General features: G+C 69.7%; 29 protein-coding genes. 7 read left to right on the top strand and 22 right to left on the bottom strand.

What is annotated here, in order from left to right; all coding sequences use genetic code 11:
• Window positions 1-310: 310 nt before the first annotated feature.
• Complete coding sequence (locus QNO07_RS09380; RefSeq protein ID WP_283991262.1) at window positions 311-562, bottom strand: hypothetical protein; 252 nt, start codon at window positions 560-562, stop codon at window positions 311-313.
• A 102-nt stretch (window positions 563-664) separates the two neighbouring features.
• Between QNO07_RS09380 and QNO07_RS09375 the strand changes: the two genes are divergently transcribed.
• The 7 genes from QNO07_RS09375 to QNO07_RS09345 all read left to right on the top strand — a co-directional run bounded on the left by QNO07_RS09375 (window position 665) and on the right by QNO07_RS09345 (window position 3,558).
• Entirely contained in the window at window positions 665-1,021 is a 357-nt protein-coding gene (locus QNO07_RS09375) for a DUF6011 domain-containing protein (protein WP_283991261.1), read from the top strand.
• Between the two features lie 35 nt (window positions 1,022-1,056).
• A complete protein-coding gene (locus tag QNO07_RS09370) occupies window positions 1,057-1,260 on the top strand; it encodes a hypothetical protein (protein ID WP_283991260.1) in 204 nt (67 codons plus the stop codon).
• 180 nt (window positions 1,261-1,440) lie between these two features.
• Window positions 1,441-1,722, top strand: coding sequence for a hypothetical protein (locus QNO07_RS09365; RefSeq protein ID WP_283991259.1), 282 nt, complete (start codon window positions 1,441-1,443; stop codon window positions 1,720-1,722).
• 163 nt (window positions 1,723-1,885) lie between these two features.
• Window positions 1,886-2,578, top strand: a complete 693-nt coding sequence (locus QNO07_RS09360) for a procyclic acidic repetitive family protein (RefSeq protein WP_283991257.1) — start codon at window positions 1,886-1,888, stop codon at window positions 2,576-2,578.
• Window positions 2,579-2,685: 107 nt separating this feature from the next.
• The gene (locus tag QNO07_RS09355) at window positions 2,686-2,934 is read left to right on the top strand and encodes a winged helix-turn-helix domain-containing protein (RefSeq protein WP_283991256.1); all 249 of its coding nucleotides are present in this window, start codon (window positions 2,686-2,688) and stop codon (window positions 2,932-2,934) included.
• Window positions 2,935-2,944: 10 nt separating this feature from the next.
• Window positions 2,945-3,172 carry a hypothetical protein gene (locus tag QNO07_RS09350; protein WP_283991255.1) on the top strand — a complete coding sequence of 76 codons (228 nt, stop codon included), beginning with the start codon at window positions 2,945-2,947 and terminating at the stop codon, window positions 3,170-3,172.
• A complete protein-coding gene (locus QNO07_RS09345; RefSeq protein WP_283991254.1) occupies window positions 3,169-3,558 on the top strand; it encodes a WhiB family transcriptional regulator in 390 nt (129 codons plus the stop codon). Before QNO07_RS09350 ends, QNO07_RS09345 begins: the two co-directional genes overlap by 4 nt.
• Here the strand turns inward: QNO07_RS09345 and QNO07_RS09340 are convergent.
• From QNO07_RS09340 to QNO07_RS09240, 21 genes are all read right to left on the bottom strand, one after another.
• A complete protein-coding gene (locus tag QNO07_RS09340; protein WP_283991253.1) occupies window positions 3,530-4,555 on the bottom strand; it encodes a glycosyltransferase family protein in 1,026 nt (341 codons plus the stop codon). The two genes, QNO07_RS09345 and QNO07_RS09340, sit on opposite strands and share 29 nt — an antisense overlap.
• Before the next feature lie 47 nt (window positions 4,556-4,602).
• Complete coding sequence (locus QNO07_RS09335) at window positions 4,603-4,899, bottom strand: hypothetical protein (RefSeq protein WP_283991252.1); 297 nt, start codon at window positions 4,897-4,899, stop codon at window positions 4,603-4,605.
• 34 nt (window positions 4,900-4,933) lie between these two features.
• A complete protein-coding gene (locus QNO07_RS09330; protein ID WP_283991251.1) occupies window positions 4,934-5,155 on the bottom strand; it encodes a hypothetical protein in 222 nt (73 codons plus the stop codon).
• Window positions 5,152-5,982 (bottom strand): N-acetylmuramoyl-L-alanine amidase, encoded by an 831-nt coding sequence (locus tag QNO07_RS09325; RefSeq protein ID WP_283991250.1) that lies wholly within the window; start codon window positions 5,980-5,982, stop codon window positions 5,152-5,154. Before QNO07_RS09325 ends, QNO07_RS09330 begins: the two co-directional genes overlap by 4 nt.
• A complete protein-coding gene (locus QNO07_RS09320) occupies window positions 5,982-6,488 on the bottom strand; it encodes a hypothetical protein (RefSeq protein ID WP_283991249.1) in 507 nt (168 codons plus the stop codon). The genes QNO07_RS09325 and QNO07_RS09320 overlap by 1 nt, the downstream gene beginning before the upstream one ends.
• Before the next feature lie 9 nt (window positions 6,489-6,497).
• Window positions 6,498-7,022 carry a hypothetical protein gene (locus QNO07_RS09315; RefSeq protein WP_283991248.1) on the bottom strand — a complete coding sequence of 175 codons (525 nt, stop codon included), beginning with the start codon at window positions 7,020-7,022 and terminating at the stop codon, window positions 6,498-6,500.
• A 34-nt stretch (window positions 7,023-7,056) separates the two neighbouring features.
• Window positions 7,057-7,590, bottom strand: coding sequence for a hypothetical protein (locus QNO07_RS09310; protein WP_283991247.1), 534 nt, complete (start codon window positions 7,588-7,590; stop codon window positions 7,057-7,059).
• 19 nt (window positions 7,591-7,609) lie between these two features.
• The gene (locus QNO07_RS09305) at window positions 7,610-7,981 is read right to left on the bottom strand and encodes a hypothetical protein (protein WP_283991246.1); all 372 of its coding nucleotides are present in this window, start codon (window positions 7,979-7,981) and stop codon (window positions 7,610-7,612) included.
• Between the two features lie 43 nt (window positions 7,982-8,024).
• Window positions 8,025-10,196 (bottom strand): hypothetical protein, encoded by a 2,172-nt coding sequence (locus tag QNO07_RS09300; protein ID WP_283991245.1) that lies wholly within the window; start codon window positions 10,194-10,196, stop codon window positions 8,025-8,027.
• A complete protein-coding gene (locus tag QNO07_RS09295; RefSeq protein WP_283991244.1) occupies window positions 10,196-14,176 on the bottom strand; it encodes a phage tail tape measure protein in 3,981 nt (1,326 codons plus the stop codon). The genes QNO07_RS09300 and QNO07_RS09295 overlap by 1 nt, the downstream gene beginning before the upstream one ends.
• Window positions 14,176-14,382 carry a hypothetical protein gene (locus QNO07_RS09290; RefSeq protein WP_283991243.1) on the bottom strand — a complete coding sequence of 69 codons (207 nt, stop codon included), beginning with the start codon at window positions 14,380-14,382 and terminating at the stop codon, window positions 14,176-14,178. The genes QNO07_RS09295 and QNO07_RS09290 overlap by 1 nt, the downstream gene beginning before the upstream one ends.
• A gap of 29 nt (window positions 14,383-14,411) precedes the next feature.
• Complete coding sequence (locus QNO07_RS09285; protein ID WP_283991242.1) at window positions 14,412-14,849, bottom strand: hypothetical protein; 438 nt, start codon at window positions 14,847-14,849, stop codon at window positions 14,412-14,414.
• A 66-nt stretch (window positions 14,850-14,915) separates the two neighbouring features.
• Window positions 14,916-15,299, bottom strand: a complete 384-nt coding sequence (locus QNO07_RS09280; RefSeq protein WP_283991520.1) for a hypothetical protein — start codon at window positions 15,297-15,299, stop codon at window positions 14,916-14,918.
• A gap of 7 nt (window positions 15,300-15,306) precedes the next feature.
• On the bottom strand, window positions 15,307-15,807 hold the full coding sequence (locus tag QNO07_RS09275) for a hypothetical protein (RefSeq protein ID WP_283991241.1): 501 nt from the start codon (window positions 15,805-15,807) through the stop codon (window positions 15,307-15,309).
• Complete coding sequence (locus QNO07_RS09270; protein WP_283991239.1) at window positions 15,804-16,607, bottom strand: hypothetical protein; 804 nt, start codon at window positions 16,605-16,607, stop codon at window positions 15,804-15,806. Before QNO07_RS09270 ends, QNO07_RS09275 begins: the two co-directional genes overlap by 4 nt.
• A 4-nt stretch (window positions 16,608-16,611) precedes the next feature.
• Window positions 16,612-17,289 carry a hypothetical protein gene (locus QNO07_RS09265; protein WP_283991238.1) on the bottom strand — a complete coding sequence of 226 codons (678 nt, stop codon included), beginning with the start codon at window positions 17,287-17,289 and terminating at the stop codon, window positions 16,612-16,614.
• Window positions 17,290-17,298: 9 nt separating this feature from the next.
• Window positions 17,299-18,183 (bottom strand): hypothetical protein, encoded by an 885-nt coding sequence (locus QNO07_RS09260; protein WP_283991237.1) that lies wholly within the window; start codon window positions 18,181-18,183, stop codon window positions 17,299-17,301.
• 39 nt (window positions 18,184-18,222) lie between these two features.
• Window positions 18,223-19,977: a major capsid protein gene (locus QNO07_RS09255; RefSeq protein WP_283991236.1), complete on the bottom strand. Its 1,755-nt coding sequence runs from the start codon at window positions 19,975-19,977 to the stop codon at window positions 18,223-18,225.
• A 189-nt stretch (window positions 19,978-20,166) separates the two neighbouring features.
• Entirely contained in the window at window positions 20,167-23,193 is a 3,027-nt protein-coding gene (locus QNO07_RS09250; protein ID WP_283991235.1) for a hypothetical protein, read from the bottom strand.
• Window positions 23,194-23,224: 31 nt separating this feature from the next.
• Window positions 23,225-24,991 carry a hypothetical protein gene (locus tag QNO07_RS09245; RefSeq protein ID WP_283991234.1) on the bottom strand — a complete coding sequence of 589 codons (1,767 nt, stop codon included), beginning with the start codon at window positions 24,989-24,991 and terminating at the stop codon, window positions 23,225-23,227.
• 178 nt (window positions 24,992-25,169) lie between these two features.
• On the bottom strand, window positions 25,170-25,601 hold the full coding sequence (locus QNO07_RS09240) for a DUF1360 domain-containing protein (RefSeq protein ID WP_283991233.1): 432 nt from the start codon (window positions 25,599-25,601) through the stop codon (window positions 25,170-25,172).
• Window positions 25,602-25,604 lie beyond the last annotated feature (3 nt).

The raw sequence follows: 25,604 nt of genomic DNA, 5'->3' as shown, positions 1-25,604 counted from the left end.
CGACCGTGCGCTCCGGCAGCTCCAACGGGGCCGCGTACGCCAGCCCGCCGCCCTCGGCGTCGCCTTGAACGACTTCCAAGCGGGCATGCGATCACTCTGTGAAGCCGTAGCCCGCGCCGCCCAGTCGAGGCAGGACGACTTCCGCCTGCTCCACTGACCCCGCCGCCGCTACGCTGGATCTGCGCGTCGGGACACCGGCCGGAACCAGGCAACTGGATCCCTCCCGCCACCGAGCGGGTTGAGGCCCCCACGCACAGCACGACCCCGCCACCGATACCCCCCGGGCGGCGGGGTCGACTGCTGTCTGCGGTCAGGCGGGGTCGGCGGTTCGGCGGGGCCGGCCGCCCTTCCGTGCCCGACGTTCGGCGAGTTCACGCTCCGAGGCTTCGAGTTGGGCGAGGGCTTCGGCGTCGCCGTGGTCCTTGATGTAGGCGCGGACGTGGTCGACCAGGTCCGCGGTGCGGTTGGTGCCCTGCTGTTCGGTGACTTGGCCGTAGGCGTCCCACATGCGTTTGGGGATGCGGAAGCGGGTGCTGAAGGTGTGGTCGTCGGTGGCTGCCATGGTCCTCATGTTCCCACACGGATTACTTGGCGCCACCCCTTGTGTACCCACATAGTTTCTGGTTACTGTGTACCCACAAGGTTCGCAACGAGGGGGCACACCATGAAGCACACCAACCGCCAGACCACCACCCACTGCCTCCGCTGCGGACGCCCCCTCCGCGCCGCCCGCTCCATCGCCAACGGCTACGGCCGCACCTGCAAGGCCAAGGTCGCCGCCGCCGCCAAGGCCGAGATCGTCGCCCAGTACAAGGCGCACCTCGTCGCCAAGGCCGAGGAACTGATCGAGCAGGGCGGCATCGTCGCCATCCGCGCCCGCCGCGTCTTCCGCACCGTCAGCAGCGACGGCACCCGCACCTACCTCAGCGCCCCCCAGGGCTGCACCTGCAAGGCCGGCCTCAAGGGCCGGCACGCCTGCTTCCACCGGATCGCCGCCCACATCCTCAGCCTCGCCGCCTGAAACCGCCCAAGCGCCACACCCTGAAGGAGCACCCCATGCAGGTCATCACCCTCACCGACGACGGCACCCTCCGCATCGAGTTCACCGCCGAGGAAGCCAAGCAGATCCGTGAAGACATCGAGGCCAACTGGACCCACGCGACCGCTGCGGGCAAGGAACTGATCCGCTACATCGACACCCTGTACGGCGCGCGCCGCCCGCGCCACCACCGTCCGACCTTCCCCGGCGGCGGCTTCTGACCCGTCAGCCCACCACCCGCACCGCCCTCGCCGCCTGATCGGAGACCCGCCGTGCCCACCGCCACTCAGTCCCTGCCCGCGTGGGAGGAGACGCTGGCCGAGGCCGCCGCCCGGGACCGCGCCTACTACGACAGCGACGACGACTTCGAGCCCGACGACAACGACGACTGAGGAGCACCCGTGCCCGACACCAACCTCCCCGACCCCGCCCCCCGCTACCTGGTCGAGCACTCCCGCGCCAGCCGCAAACTGTTCACCCTGCCCGGCGACGCCCGCGAGTGGGCCGAGAAGCAGACCCACTTCCACTACCCCCGGTGGTCGACCCGCTGGGTGTCCGGCGGCGAGCACGGGTGGGAGCAGCTGCGCCTCGGCGACGGGACCACGGCCGCCACCGTGTACACGCTCCTCCTCGACGAGACGCTGGAGGACTCCCGCTTCGCCAGCTACTGGGACGAGGGCTGACCACCCGTCGACCGCCGCGCGCCGGTGAGGGGCCTGCACCTGCCACACGGCAGGTCGGGCCCCTCACGCACGTCACCATCCCGTCACGACCCGCCCACACACCCACACCCCGCGCTCCACGGCTGATATCCACTCACCACCACACCCAGCCACGGAGTACACGATGAGCCACTACCCGCCGCCACAACCACTGCCCCCGCAGCGGCCGAAGAAGAAGGCCGGGAAGATCGCCGGGTTCAGCTGCCTCGGCATCCTCGGCGTCTTCATCTTCTTCGCCATCCTCGGCAACATCATCGGCGACGACACCCAAGAGACCGCCAAACCCGCCGCCACCCCCACCGCAACCAGCAGCCCCGACCCAGAACCCAGCTTGCCCGCGCCCGAGGAGAGCGAACCGCAGAAGACCCCGGAGCCCAGCGAGACGCCACAGCAGGAGCCGACCAAAAAGCCCGACCCCGAAAAGCAGCTCGCCGCCTCCATCAAGAAAGCCCTGGGCAAGAGCAACCGCGATGCCGAACGCTTCGGTGGAATCGACTACAACCGCGACGGCGCCACCGAGATCACGCTCGCCGCCAACAACAACCTCACCGAGAACTTCATCAAGACCGCCGCTCGTCGGGACGTCGTCACCGTCATCGACGAGGTGAAGAAGTCCAAGCTGGCCGTCACCAACGTCGTCATCAGCGTCACCTTCTTGATGACCGACGCGTACGGCAACAGCGAGGAGTCGCAGGTGATGCGTCTCGGATACTCAGCCGACGTCATCGACAGGATCAACACTGGCGCTGTCGACCGGGAGAAGATCGAACACCTTGCTGACGGCGCCAACCTCGTCGTCCCCGCCTTCCGCTACTAGCCCCACGCCTGGGGCGCTCTACCGCAGCGGTAGGCATCAGCGCTGTAAGGCCGCTGGTTGGTGCACAATTGGGATCACCGGATCGGTTGATCGAAAGCGAGCCCGTGATGCAGCAAGCCCCCGCCCGACGCCGAGGCCGCCCCCGCCCCGCCAACGTGATCGCCCGCGACGAGGAGGTCTACGGGCTCATCGCGGGCGGCACAGGATCCCGCGCCGCGCTCGCCCGCGCCACGGGCCTGGACCGGCCGACCGTCGCCCTGTGCGTGCAGCGACTGAAGAAGGCGGGGCGGATCCGTACGTGTGCGGACGGCGGGGCGATGGTGTGGATCGTCGACAACGGCGCACCCTGCCCCTGAGGAGCCCGCCGTGCCCCACCCACAACTCGGCCTCCTCGAAGCCGTACGCACACGTGACCCAGAACGCTTCCGGTACACCGATGTCGGGACGTTCGCCCGCCCGGATCAAGTCATCGTCGAATGCCTGCATCGCGACACGACCCCCGTGGAGTCCGCAGTGCTCGGCACGCCCGTTGCCGAGCTGTGCGTGACCTGCGATCAGCAGCTGCCCGTCCCGTGGCCGGAGGACACCCTGTGAGCACCGTTGAGTTCTTCTCAGTCGACGACGTCGCCTGGCAAACGGGCGCCCCCTGCGCGACCGCCAACTTCGACTTCATCCCCGACGAAGAGACCGACGCCGGCCTCGCCGCGGCCCAGCGCTGGTGCCACGCCTGCCCCGTGCGTACACGCTGCCTATCCTGGGCCATGCTGCACGGCGCGGAGGGCTACTGGGGTGGGACAACCACCTACCAGCGCAACCAGCTCCGCCGTGTCCGTACGCGGGCGAAGTGCCCGCTGTGCCTGGCCACCCAGCTGGTGTACGCCGACCCGCACGAACTGTGCCTTGCCTGCGGGGTGTCGTGGGTGCGGGACGTGCGCGAGCAGCCGATCGCCGCTACGCCACTACCCGCGAACGCGGCGTAGCCTGCTGGATCTCGTACGCCCGCTCCCATGCCTCCCGCCAACGCCACGTGTGGTGAGACAGCCGTAGCCCCTCGGCCACCGCGCGACCCATCCCCGACATCTCCTGCCGCAGCGCAGCCGACTCCCGCAACCGCTTCAACTCCCGATACCAGACCCGAGGCCGGTCAGCGAGCACACCCGCGCCCATCGCATGCAGCCTGCGGTACTCCGCCCGGGGCGACGCCACCCACGGCACGCCAGCCGCCGACATCTCCAACGGCTTCAACCAGGACTTGCTGGCGTTGAAGCGGGTGTCCGCCAGCGGCGCGATCCCGATCCCAAGCTCGGCGACCGCCCGCGGCCACTGATCGATCGCTACCCCGCCACCCGGAGGATCCTCGCTCAGGCCGAACGCCCGCCCCGCACCCTGCGGATCGCCCCGCATCACGAACGCGGCGCCCTCATCCACCAGCCGGGCCACCGCACCGCCCACCACCTCCGGATCATTCGGATGCGAGTGATACGACCCCGGCCAGCCGACCACATCCGAGTCCGTACGCGGCAGCCCGTAGTACATGTCCGGCAGGTAGTTGTGCAGCACCTGGCCGCGCCCATGCCGCGCATACACCCCCAGCAGTGCCGGAGTCGACACCGTCACCAGCGTCGCGTCCCGGCACGCCGCCGCCAGGTTCCGCCACGAATGCCGCCGCGGCGCCCGACCCACACCCGGCCGCATCTCGTTGGTCGGATGCATGTCCGTCCACGCCGGGTTCGCCGGGTGGATCGCGCTCAGGTCGTCGTCCACATCGACGACCACGGCGATGCCTTTCGCTCGCATCACCGCGACCGCCTGCGCCATCCACCGGTGCGTGGTCCGCTGCAGCACCACCACATCGGCATCGACGAGGACGTCCTTGACGGTCTCGTCCTCCATCACCAGCTGCACCCGGCGCCGGTCCGTGCGCACAACATCCACGTCGTGCCCGGCCGCCGCCAGCATGTCCCCGACCCAGATCATGCGGAAGTGCCCGCACCCGTACCTGTCCGCCGGGTACAGGACGACCCTCACGACTCGGTCGGCTTCCGCCGCCCGCCGGCACGCCGCGACACCGGGCCCGACTCGGACTCAGGCGGCGCCGTCGTCGCAGCCGCCTCCAGTGCCGTCACCCGGCCGGTGAGCTGCTCGACTCGGGTGAGCGCCCGGTGCAGATGGTCGTGCAGATCCTTCAGCTGCGCCTGCTGATCGGCGACCAGCCTCTCCAGCTCGGCGCGGCCCGCCGTCGAGGCACCGTCACCGCCGCCGCCACCCGCCGCCGCGACGGCTTCCTCCGCGATCTTCCGGATTCGCGCATCAAGGGACATGTCGTTCTCCGCTTCCGCTCGTACTCGGTGGCTGTCAGATGTCCCGACGCGCCAGTTCCTCTACCCCGCCACCCGGTGCCTCGCCGGGCCGGTTGGGCACTACGTAGGTGATGCCGAGAGCGGAGAGCACCGCGAGAGCGATGCCCACCCACTCCGACCCGGTGACCACCATGTCGTCGTTCATGGCGGTGGCCAGCGTCCCGAAGAACGCGGCGCCCGCCGCCGCGACCGCCTTCCAATACCGGCTTATCTTCACCGTGTGCCTCCGTGCTCGCTGATGCGCAGCTCATCGCCTGGATGGATGAGCTGCGGGTTGAGATCGATGAGCTGCGCCAGTGTCAGGCCGTGCGCGGTCGCGATGCGGTACAGGCCGTCGCCGCGCTTCACCACGTACGCGCCACCCGCCGGCCCGCTGCCCCCCGGGTTCCACCCGGCCGGATGCTCCAGCCGCTCGGCCACCCGCGCCCGCAGCTCCGGCATCGCCACATCCGACCCACCCGGCGCCGGACGCGGATCGACCTTCCCCTTCTGCCACTCCAGATGCCCGACGACGGACTTCGCGCCCCATGCCGTCTCGCTGGTGGTGTGGGCCCGGCAGATCGCCGTCGATGCCCGCACCATCGCCTCCACCTGCGCCTCCGGCCACGGGTCGCGGCCGTCGCCGAGGTTCTCGCACTCGAAGCCGTAGAAGTGCCTGTTCCCATCGACGCCGTTGGCGTTGGTGCGGGTCGACGCGGACGGGCGGACACCGTAGGACTCCGCCCGCACCTGGGCGAGGACCCGCGGGTCTCCGCCCCCGGCGTGATTCGTCCGCCCGGAGCCCACCATGTGCACGCGCCCGGCCTTGTCGATGACGCCGTGGCACAGCGGCCCCGGCAGCCCTGCGTAGCCGTCACGGCAGATCCGCACCGTGGCCGCAGTGCCCTGGGTGACGGTGTGGTGCAGCATCACCCCGTGCACCTCGCCCCACGGGCGGGACTCCGCCGTGCGGGTGTGGGTGCGCCACTGGCCGACCTCGACCACAGTCAGGCCCTCTGCCTCCAGTGCGGCCAGGATCCTGGTGGGCGTCAGCGGGGGAGCCATCACAGCCCCCCGGGAGTAGGGGGGACTGCCACGTCGTCGTTGACGACCAGCTTGAACTGGGCGTGGGTCACCGTCGCCGCCGAGGTGCCGTTGTGCCGCACCCGAACCCCCAGCGACGTGACCGGGTTGACGAAGATGCCCCAGCTCTTCGACCGGAACTGCCCGCCCACATTCGCGTGATGATCCTCCGTGCACGTCGTGTCCGGCCCAGCGGCCAGACCCAGCGGGTCGCGGATGAGCTGGGAACGGACCTCCGTGTAGCCGCCACCAGCGGCCCAGTGGATCGTCGCCTTCAGCTCGCCCCAGCCCTTCACCGCGGGCCAGATCAGCGCCGACCGCACATCCGGATGGATCGACACCAGCCCGTCGGGCTGCTCCGCCGGATGCATGTTCCACGCGTCGTACGACTCGTCCTCCCCGTAGGGGAACCGCAGCAGGTGGTACTGGCCGTCGGCCGGAATGACCTGCTCGGCGTTGGAGATGAGAGAGCACACATACAGGGACACCACGGCCTCCTACAGGGGGAACACGAGAATCCGGCGGGCCGAGAACGTCCCCGTCCCCGACGACACCCGATACTGGGAAGTGAATGTGTTGGAGCCGGGCGTGAGGCCGACATGCAGGACTGTGGTCCCCGCAACGACCGTCCCGCCGGCCAGTCCGAAGAACCCGATGCCGCGGTTATCGGCCGGGGTGGACGAGGTAGCGCCAGAAATTTCGTAGCCCATCCGGGATGATCCGCCGCCGGAATTGGACAGGGTGCAGTGGACCACGATCAGCGCCCGGGGCCCGGTGGTGACGGTGACCGCAGGACCAGCCGCAGCGGGCGCATCCAGGTTGCCGTAGGAGGTGGAGGTGGTGGTACCTGAGCCCAGGTCGGCGTTGGTGTCAGAGGTGCGTTCGGCGATCTCATTCACGTCGGACACGGCGAAATGTGAGCCTGCGGTCGCCGCTTTGGCGGGCGCGGTCTCGACCAGGTTGTCGCGCAGGAACGTGTTGAACTGGGCGGCCGTGAACACCGAAGTGGCGACCGCGGTCATGGGCGCTGACCAAGCGATTTTGATGCACCCCCTTTCAGAATGGCAGGACGATGAGGCGGCGATTCGAGAACGTGCCCGTCCCCGAGCTGACCCGGTATTTCGCCGTGAACGTGTTGGAGCCGGGCGTCAGTGAGAGGCCGCCGGTGTACAACACCGCGTCGCCGACTTCGATCGTCGTGCCCGCACTGCCGAAAATGCCGATGCTGCGGTTGAGGGCCGTAGCGATAGACGAGGCGCCGGAAACCTCCACGCCCATCCGCGACGATCCGGCGCCGCTGTTTTCGAGCTGGCAGTGGTAGAAGAGGATTGCTCGCGGCCCGGTCGTCAACGTCACCGAGGGGCCCGCGCTGGCGGGGGCGTCGAGATCCGTGAAGGCGGTCGCCGTGGTGGTGCCGGATCCCAGATCCGCGGCGCCGGAGGTGACCCGTTCGGCGATCGAGTTGACCCCGGTCCCGGCGAAGTGCGTACCGGCCGTTGTGGCCTTGGCGGGCGCGGTCTCGTTGAGGTTGTCGCGCACGTACTGGTTGAACTGCGCGGCGGCGAACACTGTGTTGGCGACCGCGGTCATGGGCGCTGACCACGCCATCTCAGGCACCCCCTGTGGGTACGTTGTGGTCGGCGTTCTCGGCGCGCAGTTCGGTGATGCTCTGCCCGTGCGGCACCCGGTGGCGCACGGCAGTGTCATGGCCGGCCGGGTACCAGTTGCGGGTGTGAGGGACCGGGCGCAGCGCGAGGACGGCGGTGATGTCGGTGAGGTTCGGCGGCCAGTCGATCGGGGCGGTCTGGTGGCAGTAGGAGCAGCGGAATTCGGGGAGTGGCACCGTGCGTGGACTCGCGGGGTTGCGCGGGTTGGCGTGGGCGTAGAGGTGCTCGACGTTGCCGCAGGCGCGCGGGCAGTCGGCAACCCAGTCTCCGCAGTAGACGTAGGCGCGAGCCTTGGGCACGATCAGCTGGACCATGCTGCGGACGGTAGACACCCCCACGCCATGATCATTCCGGAGGTCAGGTGCCGAACCGTCCGACGCCGAACTGGCCCTGCGTCGGGTGGTCGAAGATGAACACCTCGGCCGGGTTGTCGGCGGCCGTCGGGTCGAACACGCCGTCGTCGAAGCCCGCACCCGTCTTGTCGAAAATGAACGGGTTCGCCGGGATGTCCTGGCCGCTGCTCTCGCAACCCAGCTCCGCATAGTGCACCGGCCCCGGACACGCCTCCACGTCCCGCATCCGCCGGATCGTCTGACTGATCCGCTCCACGAAGAAGTCCCGGTCCAGGCCCAGCTCGCCGTTGCGGATCGTGATCCGGTCCGACAGTGTCCGCGTCACGATCTGCAGCAGATGCGACAGATCCGACGACACCAGCCTGAGCTGCACCGTCGGACTGCGCTGCGCGTAATGGGCCAACAGCAGCTGCCCGATCGCGAACGCATCATGCTGCCCCGCCTGCCCCGCACCCTCCCCGTAGGACCGCCGCCCGTGCCGGGCGATCGACACCGAATCGTCCGAGGTCACCTGGACCGTGCGCGCCACCGGCACCGGCCGCGCCCGCACCTGCAGCCTGGTGATCGACACTGCGCCGCCGGCCGCCGTGATGTTGATGATCAAAGACTGGCCCGAGCGGCGCGACAGCGACGTCACCGCCACCCCCGCACCGGAGACGACGATGTCCACCCCCAGCACCAGATCCTGGGCATCGAAGAACGGGTCCTCAGCCTGCGCGTGGATCTGCGTGGACTGCCCCTGAGACAGGGAGATCGTCGACTCCGACTCCCAGACCACCTGCACCCTGGACGGCCGCCGCTCCTCGACCTCGAACGTGACCGCGTTGACGATGTCTTTCCAGCCGATGCTGTAGTCGAACGGGGGCAGGTAGCTGTGGCTGCCCGTGACGGCGGGCGCGTCGCAGGTGATCGCCCTCGCCGCGAACGACGCCTGCGAGGTGACCGACGCTGGGCGCAGCAGCCGGTGATGCCGGTCCCGGAACGTGAAGGTGCCATCCGGGGCCACGTACGCGATGCTCGGCGGGCCCTCCGCCTGCAACAACTCCACGACCTTCGAGAACGCGTCGTCGCCCTCTGCCCACCACCACGGGACATGCGTCGCACCCACATCGATGTCCCGTGGCCCGTCCCAGCCGACACGGTCCAGCACCACGTGCATCAGCTCGCCCGTGCGCCGCCACTCGTACAGCCCGGTGTAGATCCGCGCACCCTCCAGCAGCGACAGGTCATCCAGCACACCGATGTCCACCGACTGCTGGTCGCGGTCCGGGTGCACCGTGAACTCGTTGATGCGCCCCGCGAACAGCGGATACAGCGTGTCGTTGATGGCCACCTCGACCCTGACCGGCGACGCCGGGGACACCTCGTCCGAGATCGGGGAGTCCGGATTCTCCGGGGAGTAGATGCGCTGCGCGTTGCACAGCCCGAACTCGCCACTGCCCACCATCGGCGGCGACAACTGCCGCGTCTGATCCCGGCCGTAGGCGAACGTCACCGGCCCCCGGTCGAGGACGTCGGTGGTCACATTGTCATCGGCGCCGTCGAAGTCCCCTGACCCGGCCCAGTCCACGGCCACCAGGTACCCGCTGGCGAGGACCGGGGTGATGTTGAAGTCGTCGAACTCGGCGAAGTTGTCGCCGCCCGCGTCGCGGTGGGCCAGCAGCTGCAGTTGCAGGTCGGTGTCGGCGACCCATCCGGGGGATACGTCTGTGTGCAGGACGGTCCACGCGCGGCCGTCGGGGGATGCCTCCCAGTACAGAGTGCCGGCCTCTTCGCGGATCCTCGCCCAGGCGTGCGCTTCCGGGTCGTAGGGCACCGTCCGCCCGCCCTCGTCGATGAATCCGACGTGAACGGTGAGGAGCACGATGTTGAGGGCGGTGTTGATCTCCCACACGATCTGTGTGCCGACAGTGCTGGACAGCACCAGTAGCTGGGAGAAGCTCTCGTTGGTGGCGCCGTTGCGGGCGGCTGGGAACATCCGCACCCGCGCCTGCGACCCGGCGAGGGTGTAGATGTTGGCGGAGGCGTATGCGGCGAACCCAGTGCTGCAGGGGACGCGGGCGCGCCCGGCGGGCTGGTCCGGCAGTGGCCCGGCGGTGTTGTAGTTGCTCGGCCACCGGGCTGCGTCAACCGCGGGGGCGTCGAAGTTGTCCTGGAGGGTTTCGGTCAGCGGCATCAGCGGCCCCCGAGTCCGGCGGGCAGCCGCCGCTGCTGCGCCGCCCGGCTCAGCATCCCAGTGAACCAGTCGTCCAGCTCGCGCTGCGACCCGATCACGCCGTGGTTTTCCAGGGTGATGGCGACGTTGGTGACGGCCGGGGCGCCGCTCCCTCCGCTGCCGCTCATGATCCGGTCTAGGGAGCGGCTGGTCTCGATCCCCTCAGCGGCCCGGCCCGCCAGTACCGACAAGGTGCGCCACTGGGGCGGAGTGAGGACCGCCTCCGGGCTGCTCAGGCCGTTGTACGCCATCCGGCCCGGCATCAGCCAGCCCCCGGTGTCGAACAGCGACTCGGGGTTGATCAGCTTGCCGCCGCGACGGGCCTCAAAGTGCAGGTGCGGACCCGTGGAGTTGCCCGTCGATCCGACCGAGCCGATCCGGCGTCCGCCCGTCACGCTCTGCCCTGCATCGACCGCCATCCTCGACAGGTGCGCGTACAGGGTCGTCAGGCCGCCCGCATGCGACATGCGGATGTGGTTGCCGTACGGGCCGGCTGAGCTGGTCGAGGTGACGCGGCCGGTCAGCGCCGCCCGCACCGCCGTACCCACCGCCGCGGGGAAGTCGGTGCCGGTGTGGAATCCGGAGGCCCACATCTTCCCGGGCACCCCGTACCGGGTGCCGATCGCGGCGTTCACCGGCTTCACGAATTTGCCGACGACCTTGTCGCCCTTATCGCCGGCGCCCAGCAGCCGGTCCACCATGCCGCGGGCGCCGCCCTTCAGCGCGGTCGAGAATCCCGACTTGCCGGGGATGAGGCTGATCATCGGGTCGATGAGCGCCTTGACGCCGGCCTTGATGGCGCCACCGAAGGTGTCCTTCAGCCAGGACGCGCCTTGCTTGGCCTTGTCCCAGGCTGCGGATGCGGCGTTGCCGATGCCGTCGAAGATGCCGCCCAGCGCGAAACCGCCGCCGTGCCCGCGGCCGTCGCCCTCCATGTGGTGGAACGGTGCCAGGCTGCGGCCTGCCATGGCGGCCCGGTTGACGGCGTGCAACCTGGCCCGCTCGTAGGGGTCGCGCATCGCCTCGGACACGTAGACGCCCTCACCGCGGCGCATCGGCACGAGCTGGTCGTCACCGCCCCGCCACGACGACATCCCAGGGAGGATGCCGCCTCGGGCCAGGCCGTCGATCGGGTCCAGCTTCTTGCCGCCGAACGCATCGACCACGGCGTTCCAGACGGCGCGAATCCCCTTGTTGTACACCGTGTTGATGATGAAGTTGACGGGGCGCCGGGTGATGCCGCGCAGCTGCTCCCAGGCCTTCCTGATCCCGTCTCGTGCCGAGCGGAAGGCGACAGCGACGGCGGCGACGGCGGCTCGCACCGCGGTGAACGCGGGCCGGATGCGGCGCTGCCACGTGCTGGTGATCGCCGATCCGATGACGCGGAATACGGGCCGGATCACGCTGTCCCGCAGCCACCGGAACACGCTACCCAGTGGGCCGCGGATGAACGACGTGACCGCTGCGAAGATCGCGCGGGATGCTGTCCACCATGTGCGGATCGCGCCGCCGATACCACGGAACACGGGGCGTACGACGGTGGTCCACAGCCACCGGAACACGGCCGCCAGTACACGGGTCTGCGCCTGGACCGCCGTGAACACCGGGCGGATCGCGGCCTGCCACAGCCACCTGGCGGCAGCGCCGATGCCCTGGAACGCTGGGCGGATCGCGGTACGCCACAGCCAGCCGAAGATCGCACCGAGGGTCCGCACCGCAATGACGATCGGAGCGATCACCACGACCAGCAGCACCGTCGCCAGCAGCCGGGCGGCCTGCCCGATGAATTTGAACGCGGGTGCGATTGCCGTGGTCCACAGCCACGACACCCACCGGCCCAGCGTCACGAACGCCCGCCCGGCGGTGACGAGCCAGCCGATCAGCGTGCCGATGAATCCGATCGCCATCCCGATCGCCCGGAACAACGCCGTGAATATCGGCCCCGCCAGGCGGATCAGGATCGGGACGACGGTGCCGATGATCCGACCCGCCATCTGCGCCAGCCACGTCACGATCGCCGCGATCACCTGAATCACCGGGCGCGCCTTGGTGATCAGCTCGGACAGCCGGTCGCCGATCATCTGGACCGCAGGTATCACCCGCTGCCGCACGAAGTTCGCCAGGGCCTGGAAGACGGGGACCAAGGCGCCGACGATCGCCGCATAAACTTTCATGATCGCCGGGATGACGATGCTGGTGAAGATGCTGGAAATCTGGCGGGCGATCGGGATCACCCTGCTCGCGACCGCCTGAATCAGCGCGCGGAAGGCGGGCAGCAGATCCTGCATCACCACCTGCCCCAAGCGCTGCAGGGCAGGCAGGAGCGTCGTCACGAACGAGGCGCGCAGCTGCTGGAACGCGGCGACGGCGCCCGAGCGAACGGTGTCGGCCAGCGCCCGCACGCCGTCCCGGAACGTGCTGCTGTAGCGCCAGGCCACCACGAACGCGATGCCGAGCGCGGCGACGGCGGCGACCACCAGCGCGACGGGGGAGAGCAGCACGGCCAGCGCAGTGGAGATGCCGGTGATCGCGAAGCCGAGCGCGGCCAGGGCGGGCCCGGCGACAGCAGCGACGATCGCGACGATCGACCCGATCCGCATCAACTCCGGGCTGGTCCGCGCCAGACCGGACAACAGACCGGTGATGCGCTGGGCGAAGTCGGTGGCCCAGTCGAGGAGCCCAGCATCACCGATCTCGATCATCAGGCCCTGGAACGCGGACTGCAGGGACTTGACCTGCCCGACGAAGCCCTCCATGCGGATGTCCGCCATCTCCTTGGCGGCACCCTCACTGTTCTTCAGGTCCTTCGCGAACTCCTCCAGACCCTTCGAGCCCTGCCCGATCAGCGCCTGCAGCTTCGGCCCGGCCTCCAGGCCGAAGATGGAGATGACGTCGGCGACATCGGCGCCCTTCGTCGACAGGTCCTCGATGATGTCCACCAGCGGACGCGTCTGCCCGTCGGCGCCCTGCGCGGCGACGCCGAACTCCTTCAGCCTCCGGCCGCCGACGGACGAGGTGTCGGCGAGGGTGGCGAGGATGGAGTTCAGGCCGGTGCCCGCCATCGACCCCTGGATGCCTGCGTTGCCGAGGAAGCCGACCGCCGCCGCAGTGTCCTCGAAGCTCCAGCCGGCGGCCCGCGCCAAGGGGGCGGCGTACTTCATGGACTCGCCGAGCATCCGCATGTCGACGTTCGCGCCGGCCGCCGTAGCGGCCATGACGTCGGCGACCCGGCCCATCTCGCTGGCCTCGATACCGAAACCGGACATGATGTTGCTCGCGATGTCGGCGGTGGTCGCGAGGTCGGTGTTGCCTGCGGCGGCGAGGCTCAGGACATCGGGCAGGGCGGCCATGATGTCCGTGGTCTTGAACCCGGCCATGCCCAGAAACTCCATGGCGTTGGCCGCCTCCACCGCAGAGAACTGCGTGGTGGAGCCCATGCGCTTGGCCAGGTTCCGCAGGTTGGTGAAGTCCTTACCCGCCGCTCCGGACACGGCGCGCACGCCGTTCATCGCCGCCTGGAAGTCACCGGCCACCGTGATCGAAGTGGCCCCGATCGCCCCCAGCGGCGCCGTGACGGACTTCGTCATCGTCTGGCCTGCGGTCGCCATGGTCTGGCCGGTGGCCTGGAAGGACTGCGTCACCCCCTGCATCGCGCCGGTGAATCCGCGGGCGGCGGCGTCTCCGGCGCGCTGCATGTCGCCCTGCATCTGGCGGGTGATCTGCTGCCCCGCCGCAGCGAACCGTCCCTGGGCGTCTCGCAGTCGGCCGTCGGCACCGCGGACGAAGCCGTCGCCGAGGGTGCGGCCCATGGTGGTGCCGGTGGCGCGCATGCTCCGGGTCATGCCGGAGGTGGCGCTGCGCATCTGCGCCCGCATCTGCGCGGCGAACCGCCGCATGTCCGGCATGATCCGGACCGCCGCATCACCGATGACTGTTGCCATCAGACCAGTCCTCGCTGCTGCAGGAGCGGCATCATCGACCTGCTCGCTTCCTCATCGCTCTGCCACCAGTCGGGGAGTCCGGGGATGGCGTCCTTCGGTCGGCGTACGGAGGTGCGGCTGGGTGGGCGCCACGATGCGACGGCCAGCGCACGGTCCAACTCCTTGCGCGGGTCGCGTTTCTCGTCGTGGGGCAGCCGGGCGACCATGGCCTGGTAGACGATGTTGAGGAAGCGGTCTACGGGGAGGGCGCGGAGGTCGACGCCTGTGCGGGAGCATTCGCCGTCGAGCTCGTGCCAGGTTCCGGGCTGGCTGGCCCAGTTGGCGAGTCCGAGGACGGCTCGGTAGGGCGCATCCCGTACTGCTCCAGCAGCCACGGCATGATGTCTTTGAGCTGCTGGGCACTGATCGGGTTGTCCGGGTTGGACATGCGGGCCTTGAAGAGGGCCGCGGACTCCTGGGTGAGGAGGATGTCGACGACTTTGACCATGGCCCGGATGGCCTGGTCGGGGCTGTCGCCTGCGTGCTCCATCTCCATGGCGAAGTCCAGGAGGGTCTGAGCGGGGATGTCGGGGACCGCGTCGAAGACGTCGCTGTCGACGCGGAAGCGGATGGACTTCCGGGCGGTCGTGAAGTCGCGGATGTCGTCGGTGATGTCGACGGTCTGCGCAGTCATGGTGGTACCTCCTGCGCTGACCGTAGGTTCGCCACCTACAAGATCATTCCGGAGTGTTTGCGCACCTCACACTGCCTCCCGCAACGCCTTGCTGAGGAAGTCATTCGGCTTCGTGCCCGGATGGTTGACCACCCGCGCGAACACCGTGCGGCCACCGACCCGGAACCTCAACGCCTTCGCCCGCCTCGGGCGGATGACGTGCGGACGCGTCCCCTTGATCACGTAGATGCTTGCCGGATGCGTGGAGGTCACCACACCGCGGTAGCCCTCCGGGCCGCGCTCGACCCGGCCCTTGATCCGCTGCCCCTGCCCCATGCTGCCCGGCGCCATCCGCCGCGCCGCAGTCTCCACCCGCCGTACCCGGCGCCGCACGTCCCGCTCGACCAGACCCAGCGGCTGTAGCAGGATCCGCCGCACCCGGGACGGCTGCACGTTGAACGTCACCTGCATCGACACGTCAGTTCCTCCACAGTCCGATAAGGAACACGACCTCGACGCCGACGCAGCCGCCCTCGGGGCCCTGCGAGGTGAGCGGGAGCAGCTGGAAGTCGGAGATGTCGCGGGCGTCGTGCATTCGGCACAGCGTCTCCGACATCGCCTTCAACACCTCGTAGGTATCCCGCATCACTTCCTGCGCGGAGGCGTCCAGCGCCACCACCTCCGGCGCCAGCGACTGGCCCTGCGGGTTGGGGGCGCAGCGGATGAGTTGGAGGACGTACTCGCCGACTTCCCAGGCTGCGTCACACCGCGCCCCGGCCGGGGCCGTGGACGGCTCGGGGAAAGCGTCGGACAGGTACACACGGTTCTGTGCGACGGCGAGCATGCCGCAGTCGCACTCGTCCCACGCGATCGCGCCGGGCACCACACCCGAACGCTGCGGGGTCACGGTCAGGTCTGCGTGCACCGCCGCCCGGATGGTCTCGGCGACGGTGTACCACTTAAGCGGCCCGGTGATCACGTTCCGGCCCTCCGCACAGTGGGCTGATCCACCCGGTACACCCGCGACCTGTTGCGCAGCCTGCCCGGATTCCAGGCGGCGATGAACATGTCCACCAGATAGAGCCCGGTCCGGCCGTCACGGAACAGCTCCCCGACGTCCGGGTACTGGATCGTCACGCCCTGCCGAGCCAGCTGCTGCACCCCCGCCGGCAGCGGGCACTCCCCGCCGTTGCCGGCCGCCTCCACGATCGCGCACGCCAACTGCCCCATCGCGAGCGCCGCACCCTCGGGCAGCTCCTCGCCGTAGACCGCCGTGACAGACCACGTGCCGGGCTCGGTGTCGTCCAGCGACAGGTCGTTGCAGCGCGGCCACTGGCCGCCGTCGGTGCGCACCAGCAGCCGGTTGTTGTCCAGCCGGTACGAGCCCGTCGCCATCGGCGTGCCATCGATCAGCACCTCGACGATCCGGTTCACCGGCGCCGGGAGCCGCACCTCCGACACGTCCGTGCAAGAGCAACCTGACGTGCAGCCGCCGCACGTCAGGTTGAACCACAGGCCGCCGATCAGCGCGGGCTGCGGATACGAGCGGCCCCCCGTCCACGGCGGCCCGAAGTCGTCGAAGAACCGGCCGTCGAAGCAGTCCCTCGCGCACGGCCGCAACGTCACCTCGCACGTGCCGAACCGCATCCCGGTCAGAGCCCACAGCACCTCCGTCGCCGACGACACCGCGATCCCGGTCACGGCAGGGTTCAGCGTTTCCAGGTCGCACGTCCAGTGCACGGGCCAGTCAGCGCACGGGCCGGTGAGGTCCGCGGCCATCAGGTCAGCTCAGGACGAGTTCGGCCGTGTCGCACGCTTGTGTCGGCGGCGGGTTCGTGGTCACGTTCAGCGCCCAGTGCTCATCCGTCTGAAGCACCTCGCCCGCTGGGAGCCACGACTCGCCGAGTCCGGACAGCCACTGCGGCGACGCCGCCCGGGTCTCGGCCATGATCTGCAGCGTGGAGCGGTCGTTCTCGATCGTGTAGTCCCCGAACCGCGAGGCGCCGACGTTGGGGAAGGCGTTGTAGATGAACCGCTGCTGTCCGGACGGGTCGCAGGCGCCGGCACCGGCGACCTCCTGCCACACCTCCAGCGAGAACCGGTTCGGGGCGCTGCCCTCGGCGACGGCGAAGCCGGTGCCGGTTGCCGGGCTGCCCAGCGTGAGGGAGCGGGCGGAGGTGATGAAGGCGATGCCGAGCATGTTGACTTCGCAGAAGTCGATGGTCAGTTCGTAGCGCTTGAGGACGGGGTCGTCCTTCTGGTTGACGCACACCGAGCCGTCGGCGGTGCGCTCGAAGAACTCGACGCCGTCCTCGTAGTCCGGCGACATCTGCACCTGGACGAAGCCCTTGGTGACGAGGACGAGACTGGACGATCCGGTGACGGGGTTGCCGCACACGTCCAGGGCGACGATCCGCAGGTGCGTGCCCTTGATCGGCGTCACGCAGGTTGATGTGGCCACGGTTTGCTCCTATTCGGTGGGCACGCCGAGCGTGATGTGGGCGGCGAGCAGGCAACATTCGAACCCGAGGACGTAGGTGCGCTCGGCGATCATGCGGACCGTGTTCTCAGCCCGGTCCAGGGAGTCCCGCACCCGGGTCACGAACACGTCGGACCGGTAGGCGAACACGGCGCCGGTGGCGTAGATCCACGTCGTGCCGTCACCCGGATCGGCACCGCCAGGGTCGGTGCCGGTGTAGCCGCCACCGACCACGATCAGGTTCCCTGCCGGGGTGTACAGCCGCCCGTCGTCGCCCCGCTTGGCGAGCTTCCAAGCCGCGAGGGTGGGCAGGGCGCTGCGCGGGACATGGATGACGCCCTGCCCGGCATAACAGGTGGCGAGGCACTGCTCCAGCTCGCCGAGACCGTGAGCGATGTCCGCGCCCGTGACGCACACACTCGCGGCGGTCTGCAGCGTGATGCCCTGCGGATCAGCCACCACAGCATCGGCGGCCAGGTGAGGGAAGACCACGGGCTGGCCGCCGGCTGCGCCGGTCCAGAACGCCGTCTCGACCTGCTGCTGCTCCACGCGGGCCAGTGCCTGCTCGGCGACGGTCGCGGCGTCACCGAGACCGACCGGTGAGCAGTCGAACTCGGCGTACACCGTGAACGGGGTCGCGCCCCGGTTGGTCTGATCGACGTTGCTGGTCTTGGTGGCGGGTTCGGGGACGGCGCCGACGCCGGTGACGGCGAGGCACTCGTCGTAGGTGGTGGCGCCGGTAGGGCAACGCTCGACCCAGGTGACGCCCTGCTGCCACTGGGGCCCTGCCGGGGTGGGGGTGTGGGCGGCTTCCCACAGCCCGTAGGGCAGGGTGGTGAACGCTGGCGGGTCGACGATCTGGCGTGCTCCGGCCACCGGCGCTCACCACCCTCCTGTACTCGTAGTGGACACCGGTCAGACGCGGACGGTGCCGGTGAGCAGCGCCGACGTGGACCCGTTGACGTTGAAGCCGACGGTGTACCGGCGCGACTCGTGTCCGACGCGGGCGACGAGGTGGCACTCCTCCGACCAGGCCGCGGTGTGGTCGTTCTCCGAGTTGAGGACGGAGTCGCGGATCACGCCGAGGTCCAGGCTCATGCCGTTGCCGTGGAGGAACGTGCCGGCGGCGTAGATCAGGAAGTCGGCCGTGGTCGGCCAGGCCGCCATCGGGGTCGCGTTGCCGAACTGCGAGGCGCCGCGCACCTGCCAGTCGTTGACCCACTGCGGGCGCACGTTCCGGTCGACGAAGTAGCCGTTGATCTGCGAGTCGGGAACGGCCTGGAGCTCCACGCCCGCCTTCCAGGCGAGGTCGCCTCGAATGACCTCACGCACCCAGTACGGCAGCACAACTTCGAGGACGTCGGTGATGCACATGCCGTAGCGGGCCCGGTAGTCGGCTGCCGCCAGGCCGACCGCGTTGTAGATGCGGGGGGCTGCCGCGTCGGTCACCGCGCCACCGGAGATGGTGATCGGGGCGGTCGACAGGTTGAGCATCAGCGCGAGGAGCCGGGCGTTGATGACGTGCGCGTGCGCCGACATGAGGAGCTGCAGCATGTGCTGCGTCGCCTCCGGGTACGCGTCGTCGGTGAGGTTGCCTGCGGTGAGGCAGTAGCCGTAGCACTCCAGCCGCTCCTCGGAGAACTCCGGGCAGGGGACGCGGATGCAGGGCTTGTTGGGGCTGCCGGTGACGGTGGCGACGTCGTCGGCTTCGGTCCACAGCCACGGCTGGGAGGTGTTGTCGAACTCGGCCGCGAAGCCGGCGAAGGCGGTGCCGCCGCCGAGGGCGTCCGCGAGGGACGGGGAGACGGGGAACTGGACGCCGCCGCGGGTGACGCCGAAGGTCGGCAGGTCGATCATGCCGTCTTCGCAGGCGACGTTGAAGAAGTCGTAGCGGGTCTCGGACGGTGCGCACCATCCGCCGCCGGCGACGAGGGCCTGCTGCTTGTCCGGCGAGGTGAGGTACTGGACCAGCTCGTTGACCTGCGCCGGGGAGGTGCGGTCGTCGAGGGTGTGCTCGAAGTCGTTGCGAATGCTGGCGACGAGCTGGTGGTTGGGGTTGCCGGTGGTGACCGGCATGCTCTTGGCCTTGCGGGCGACGACGTCCGACAGTGCGGACAGCGACGGCAGTTCACCGCCGTGCGCCACGCCGGGGATGTCGACGGAGGCGGTGACCGCGAGGCGCCGCTCGGAAACCTTGGGCTTCGGGGCGTGCCGGGCGGTCTCCGCCAGGGACGCGGTGGCGCGGCGCGCGAGGGCCTCGGGGTCGACGCCGCCACGGCGTTCACCCATGAGGGCGACCATGCCGGCGGTGACGCCGCGCGCGGCGGCGGCGGCGATGGCCTCGGGGTCGACGGTGGCGGGTGCTGCTCCGGTGCCGGGCTGGGTGTCGCCGTGGACGCGCTGCTGGAGCGCGGTGAGCTGCTCGGCGGTGCGGGTGCGGGCGAGTTCGGCGTTGCGCTGGGCGCGGACCTCTCGGACGGACAGTTCGGCGCGCAGCCGGTCGAGGTCGTCGGTGAGGCGCATGGCGTACTGGAGCGTCTCGGGGTCGACGTCGTCGATCGCGCTGACGCGGTCGAACTCCTGCGTGCCGCGGGCTTCGAGTTCGGTGAGTTCGTCGTCGCCGACGAGGGTGAGGTCTGAGGGGGCGCTGAACAGTTCTTCGGCTGGCACGGTGACCTCCGGATGAAGGGTTGTGCGCCTACTGTTGGCGCTCCTTATTCGCGAAGGCTATCGCATAGCACACGCACCGGCAAAGGTCAATTCCCTTTGCCGGTGCGCTGAATATAAAGGTCAGGGGCTCGGCGGGGGCGGGGGCGGAGGTACCGGACGACGTCTCTTGTTGCATCCGCACACAGCTATTCACCTCCCCCCGGGGTGGACCCGACGCGACAGCATCCGCATCACAAGCCGCACCGCCTGACGCTCCGACTCCTCCTCCGACAGCCCCCACGCCACCGTCGGCCGTCCGGCCGCCAACAGCGCCTGCGGCTGACCGCTCGCGACCCTCGCCCGCATCTTCGGCACCGGGAAGCCCGGGACGTTGACCGCCAACAGCCCGACCAGCCGCAGCGCACCGCCGATCCGCCGCCAGTCACCGCTGACTTGACCCGCAGCCTGGAGCTCGTACACCTTCAACGGGTCCACCCCGGGCCGCACCGCGCCCGCGACCCAGATGCCGTGCCGGTCGTTGCCCACCGCCACATCGGCGACGGCCGCGCCCGTGTTGTCGTAGTGCTCGGCGGCCGGAGACGCGCCCAGGTGCAGTGGTGCATGCCCGGTGCCGACCGTGACCTGGCCGACCGCCACCCGACTCCCGTCATCGCACGCGACCTCGCCGGTCATGTAGTACGGGTGGGCGTCCTCGCGCGGCGGCTGGATGCACGTGTCGTCCTGCCCGATGTGGCAGGAGCCCCACTGCGCGGCGTGCCCGTACAGGCGACCGTCGTCGGTGATGGTGATCCCCGTCGGCACCGAGAGCTCCGGGTCGGCGAACCATGCCGCCGGGGGACGCCAGTCGCCGCCTGCCGCGGTCACCGCCGGCTTGGCCACTGCCTGCGGCTGTGCGGTCTCCGGTCCTCCCCGCAGTGCCTTGCGCTCCTCGTCGGTCAGCGGCTGCCCGCCGGCGACGACCGCGCCGGCTTCGTCGAGGAGCGCGATGAACGCCTCGGCGAAGGCGGGGATGTCGACCAGCGTGGCGGCTCGGATCCGCCCACCATGGAAGATCATCTTTTCGGGCTGGGCGAACAGCATCTCGAACAGGTCGCCGTCCTCCTCCATGCCCTCGTTCGCGTCGTCCGGCCACACGAGTTCGATGTCGGCCTCGGCGATGGAGTCGGCGTCGATGCTGACGCCGCGCAGGTACTCGCCCTTGATCAGGTCGTGTGCCCGCTGCCCGTCCGGCTCGGCGAGGTTGAGGACGCCCGCCCCCATGATCTTGCCGCCGTCGCGCCAGATCCGGTCGATCCGGCCGACGTTGACCGCCACAGTGTGCGGCTCCCCGCCGTGGGAGTCTTCCTTGTTCCAGCGCAGCGGCACCGGCAGGTCAGCCCAGCTCAGGGCGCCTTCCGCGAACTCGCGGCCGTCGCCGGTGGTGACGCCCTCAACGGCGAGGACACCTTCCCATGCTGCCGTCTGCTCCTCGACGGCCAGGGTCTGTGCGGGGGTGACAGTCGGCGTTTCGGCTGCGGAGTCGGCCATCGCGCCCGGTGGGGCCTCGCCGTCTTCGGCGTACAGGGCGCGCTGCTGCTCCTCGGCCTCGGCCTGGGTGGTGTGGCAGCCCATCAGGTCCTGGGTGTCATCCTTGACGACGGCCCACGGCGTATCGGCCGCACAGTCGGCGTGGTGTTGTACGACGCTGTACGGCATCGTGCCTCCCTGCTCGGTGGTCTGTTGCGGCATTGTGTGAGCACTCGCAGCCAAGATCATTCCGGTAGTGGTTTGCCCCCCACTCTGCGGCCAGACCGTCACGAGCATCCCCCGGCACCGGGACCCGCCGAGGCAGCCGTTGTATCCGCCTGCCGGGTAGGCGCGGCGCGCGGCGTCGAGGTCGGCGAAGCGGGTGCCGTCGATCGCCCGGCAAGGGACGCAGCTGTTGCGGTCGAGCGCCTCACTGGCCACATACGTCGCGGGCGGCGTGACGGCGAGGACGGCCATGCGGCCCTCGTTCTGCGCGGCAGTCATCGCCGCCGCAATGTTCTCCCGGGGGAACGCCTCGGACAGCTCCCGCAGATGCACATCCACCTCGGCCGCCACCTCCTGCGCCGGGCGCCCGGCGCCGATGAGCCGCATCACCTGCCGCACCGCGGACTGCACCAGCGACCCGCCGAGCAGGTTGGCTGTCGCGCGGGCGAGCTGCCGCAGCAGCGCCAGGCCGGCCGCGGCCGTCACCACGCTGGCGTCGCCTAGGTCCCATGGCGGTACGGTCACGCCTTGGTCGCGGGCTTCGCGTTCCTGCTCGCGCCCGGCGGTCTCGGCGAGGCGCCGCATGTGGGAGTAGAGGAGCGCAGTTCCCGGGGCGGTGTCGACGGTGAGCGTGTTCAGCTGGTCGATGTCGTCCCCGGCGACGGCGGTGGTGACGGCGGCGGTGATCTGGTGGCGTTGCGCGGCCTGGATGTGGGGCCAGGCGGCGGTGACGGTGTCGACGGCGGTCTGCCAGGCGTCGTCGATGGCGGTGAAGTCGACGCGGCTGGCCGTCTCCGTCTCGGTGGGTTTGCGGCGCAGCGGGCCGTCAGCGGCGGCGGCGGTGACCGGATTGGTGCGGACCCGTTCTGTCACTTGGTGCGGGACGTGAAGGCTACGTTCCAGGGCGGACCGGATCGCGCCGAGCGCGAGCTTGCCGCCTCGGTTCGTCTCCACTTCGATGCGGAGTGGGGGTGCTTGGCCGCGAGCCGATGCGGTCGCGCTCTCGCCAAGGGCGATGTCGGCGTGGTCCCCAGCGAATGCCACCCTCACCCTGTCGAAGGTGATCGGGCCCAGTCGTTCCTCCAGCGCGATGATGAGATCCAGCTCGTCTGAATACGCTGCACGCACATGCGCGACCCACGGCGTGTGCGGCGCCGGAAGCTCCACATCCGCCGGTGCCATGAGGAGCGCCTCTTCCGCCATGCCCTGCGCGGCCTCCAGCGACCGCCCGTGCTCCGGGTCGTCGCCGACGGACCACACCCACGACGGCTCATCGCTGTTGCCGTTCCAGTGCGCGGCACCGAAGATCTTCGACGTGATCGGCGGCATCCCCTCGGCCAGCATGCGCACCGAGTCCACGATCGCGGAGCGCGCGGTGTCGTCGAAATCCGCGCCTTTGCCGAGGTAGCGCAGCGTCAGGTGCAGTTGGTCGGCCGGCTCGCCGCCCTCGATCGCCAGCCGTGCGGCGTCTTCCGCCGTGGGCATGAGGGCGATCATCGCGCCGGTATGGGGGCCGTCAGCGGCGGCTGTGAGCGAGACCATTGAGGCTCCGTGTGGTGATGAGACCGGTCGTGTCCAGGTACGGCGTCGGCTTGCCGATGGTCAGGCGACCGAAGGCGTCCAGGCGCGCCTCATACGTGCCGGACGTACCAGGGCGCGGGGCCTTCTGGTCGAGGCGCTGAGCGGCATGCGTGTACGGGCACGAGTAGGCGTGCTTGGTACACGCAGGCGGGTGCAGGATCTCCCCGGGGCTGCCGACCGCGAACCTCACCGCGTGGGGCGTCTTGGCCTGGCGCAGCATGCGATCCGCCCGCTGCTCCGCCACAGCAGCGGCGGGCGGCGGCTGGTCGCGGGTGGCCGGCGGCCCCTGCTGGGCGGGTTCGGGTTCCGGCGCAGCGGGGGCCGCGCTCGGCGCAGTGCCTTCGGGTGGGCTTTCGGTGAGCTGGACGCCGGTGAGGCGGCCGAGCGCGTCCAGCGCCCCGGACGGCAGGCTGCGGATGATGGACTTGAGTGCCTGCTGCTCAATCTCGTCCGAGGTGGGCTTGTCGGCCTCGTTGAAGCCGGTCTCGCGGCGCAGTGCGGTCCCGGACAGTTCCATGCGGTCGTATGCCAGGACGGCGTTGGCGGACCGGTCGGGGCGCATGGTCAGCTCGGACATGTCGTACCAGACGACCCACCGTTCGGCATCTTCCACGCCGGAGGCTTTGAGGCGGGGCTGGAGGTAGCCGGTGGTGACGGCCTGGCAGATCAGCTCAGCGTCCGGGGCGATGTTGGTCTTGAGGGCGGATTCGTCGAGGAGCCAGCCGGTCCAGTGGTTGGCGTCGCCCATGCCGAGGAGGATCTCGGGGGGGATGTTGACCTGGGTGGCGAGGCGTTTGATGGTGCTGTCCCGCTTCTCGATGATCTTGTCGTCGAGCTTCAGCGTGAAGTCCAAGTGCTTGATCTTGTCGACGTACTCCCCGGGGACCCGCATCGGCACCGGCACCGTCGCCGACGCGGTACCCGGCGTGCGGATCGCCTCGGCGGCGATCTCAATCCACTCGGCCATGAACGGGTCGGCTGCCTCAGCGAACTCCTCCCGCACGGGGAAGCTGACCTCATCGGGGAAGATCACCACACCCGCCGACGCGAGCCGCGACAGGTACTGCGCGGTGATGTGCCGGTTGACCAGCTCCAGCTCCCGCATCGTCGACCTGGCCGCGCGGGCCGGGGAGTCAGCCATGTAGTGCCACCGCTTGTGCGGCCGGTACACGCGGGTCACCAGCGAATCCGCACCGAGGGCCCGCCACTTCGTGCCGGAGGTGGCCGCTTCGTCGATCACTTCGAAGTGGCCGCGCGCCGCCCGCACCTCGTCGATGGAACGCACCGACCACTGCTCGACACCGTTGATGGTTTCGCCGACGAGGTACCCCTCACCGGGGACGGAGAGCTGCACGGCGAGGTTGGCCATGAGCTGGGCCTGCCCGGCGACACCTCCGGCGAGGGTGGTCATGAAGTCGACGCCGGCCCCCGCATCCGCGCGCACGGGCTCGTCCACGCCGGGTTCAAGTTTCGCGGCGAAGAGGCGGACGCGGGAGAGCATGTGGCTCTCCCAGGTGACGGCGTAGTTGTACTCGCCGAGGCCGTCGAAGAACTGCCAGGCCTCTTCTTGCCAGGTGTCGGTGGTGCGGATGAGTTCGGTGCGGGGGTGCTTCACGGGGGTGGCGGCGGCGGTGACGGTCTGGGGTGTGGGCTCGGGCGTGGGCAGCGTGGCGCGTCGGGTGAAGGCGTGATACCAGGCCATGTGCCGCTCCGCTGCTCCCGTGGGCTGAGTCTGCGAGGCACGGTAAGGGCCGACCGGTGAAGATCATTCCGGGGCGTGGAGAAGGGCCGCCCGCGACACCCATCGCGGGCGGCCCTCACCCTCCACCACGAGACCCCAGAGACACGGGCCCACACCCATCACCATGGCACAGCTGCAGCTACGCCCATTCCTGTGCCGAGATCAGCGCACCCACCGCCCACACCGCAAGCCACACCAGGACAGGCATCGCCAGGCCTGCCACCGCCCACACCCCGGCCGTCACTGCGAGCGCCACCCAACCGCCAGCGCACCACGGGCACGAGAGAAGCTCGGCCAGCCAGAACGGCACCCAACGCTGCCGGTTCACGTACCGGTGCATCCGCCCATCGATCATGGTGACGCTACCGAGTCGCGCAACGTCGACAGCAGGATCGTGATCGTCCAAGACGGGCAGCGGGTTCTTCTCCATCTCCGGCAGCGTCAGTTCACGCCAGCCCCCGACGAGCCGGTCACGCAGCCACAACACCGGAGGAAACGTGTCAGCAACAACGAGCCGGGTGAGCCGGTACGTCGCCAACGCCATCACGATGAGCAGCAGCCACATGTCCATGCC

The sequence above is a fragment of the Streptomyces sp. 549 genome (assembly GCF_030124175.1).
GTDB lineage: Bacteria > Actinomycetota > Actinomycetes > Streptomycetales > Streptomycetaceae > Streptomyces.
The sequence above is the reverse complement of the archived record's forward strand: the minus strand, read 5'-3'. Positions and strand labels throughout refer to the sequence as shown.

Coding starts and splice junctions, on each gene's coding strand:
- QNO07_RS09300 (WP_283991245.1), bottom strand. CDS start 10,196: ATGCCGCTGACCGAAACCCTCCAGGACAACTTCGACGCCCCCGCGGTT.
- QNO07_RS09290 (WP_283991243.1), bottom strand. CDS start 14,382: ATGGTCGCCCGGCTGCCCCACGACGAGAAACGCGACCCGCGCAAGGAG.
- QNO07_RS09285 (WP_283991242.1), bottom strand. CDS start 14,849: ATGACTGCGCAGACCGTCGACATCACCGACGACATCCGCGACTTCACG.
- QNO07_RS09325 (WP_283991250.1), bottom strand. CDS start 5,982: ATGGCTCCCCCGCTGACGCCCACCAGGATCCTGGCCGCACTGGAGGCA.
- QNO07_RS09240 (WP_283991233.1), bottom strand. CDS start 25,601: ATGGACATGTGGCTGCTGCTCATCGTGATGGCGTTGGCGACGTACCGG.
- QNO07_RS09355 (WP_283991256.1), top strand. CDS start 2,686: ATGCAGCAAGCCCCCGCCCGACGCCGAGGCCGCCCCCGCCCCGCCAAC.
- QNO07_RS09360 (WP_283991257.1), top strand. CDS start 1,886: ATGAGCCACTACCCGCCGCCACAACCACTGCCCCCGCAGCGGCCGAAG.
- QNO07_RS09315 (WP_283991248.1), bottom strand. CDS start 7,022: ATGACCGCGGTCGCCACTTCGGTGTTCACGGCCGCCCAGTTCAACACG.
- QNO07_RS09305 (WP_283991246.1), bottom strand. CDS start 7,981: ATGGTCCAGCTGATCGTGCCCAAGGCTCGCGCCTACGTCTACTGCGGA.
- QNO07_RS09310 (WP_283991247.1), bottom strand. CDS start 7,590: ATGACCGCGGTCGCCAACACAGTGTTCGCCGCCGCGCAGTTCAACCAG.
- QNO07_RS09375 (WP_283991261.1), top strand. CDS start 665: ATGAAGCACACCAACCGCCAGACCACCACCCACTGCCTCCGCTGCGGA.
- QNO07_RS09380 (WP_283991262.1), bottom strand. CDS start 562: ATGGCAGCCACCGACGACCACACCTTCAGCACCCGCTTCCGCATCCCC.
- QNO07_RS09280 (WP_283991520.1), bottom strand. CDS start 15,299: ATGCAGGTGACGTTCAACGTGCAGCCGTCCCGGGTGCGGCGGATCCTG.
- QNO07_RS09335 (WP_283991252.1), bottom strand. CDS start 4,899: ATGTCCCTTGATGCGCGAATCCGGAAGATCGCGGAGGAAGCCGTCGCG.
- QNO07_RS09370 (WP_283991260.1), top strand. CDS start 1,057: ATGCAGGTCATCACCCTCACCGACGACGGCACCCTCCGCATCGAGTTC.
- QNO07_RS09270 (WP_283991239.1), bottom strand. CDS start 16,607: ATGGCCGCGGACCTCACCGGCCCGTGCGCTGACTGGCCCGTGCACTGG.
- QNO07_RS09245 (WP_283991234.1), bottom strand. CDS start 24,991: ATGGCCTGGTATCACGCCTTCACCCGACGCGCCACGCTGCCCACGCCC.
- QNO07_RS09295 (WP_283991244.1), bottom strand. CDS start 14,176: ATGGCAACAGTCATCGGTGATGCGGCGGTCCGGATCATGCCGGACATG.
- QNO07_RS09340 (WP_283991253.1), bottom strand. CDS start 4,555: ATGATCTGGGTCGGGGACATGCTGGCGGCGGCCGGGCACGACGTGGAT.
- QNO07_RS09250 (WP_283991235.1), bottom strand. CDS start 23,193: ATGCCCACGGCGGAAGACGCCGCACGGCTGGCGATCGAGGGCGGCGAG.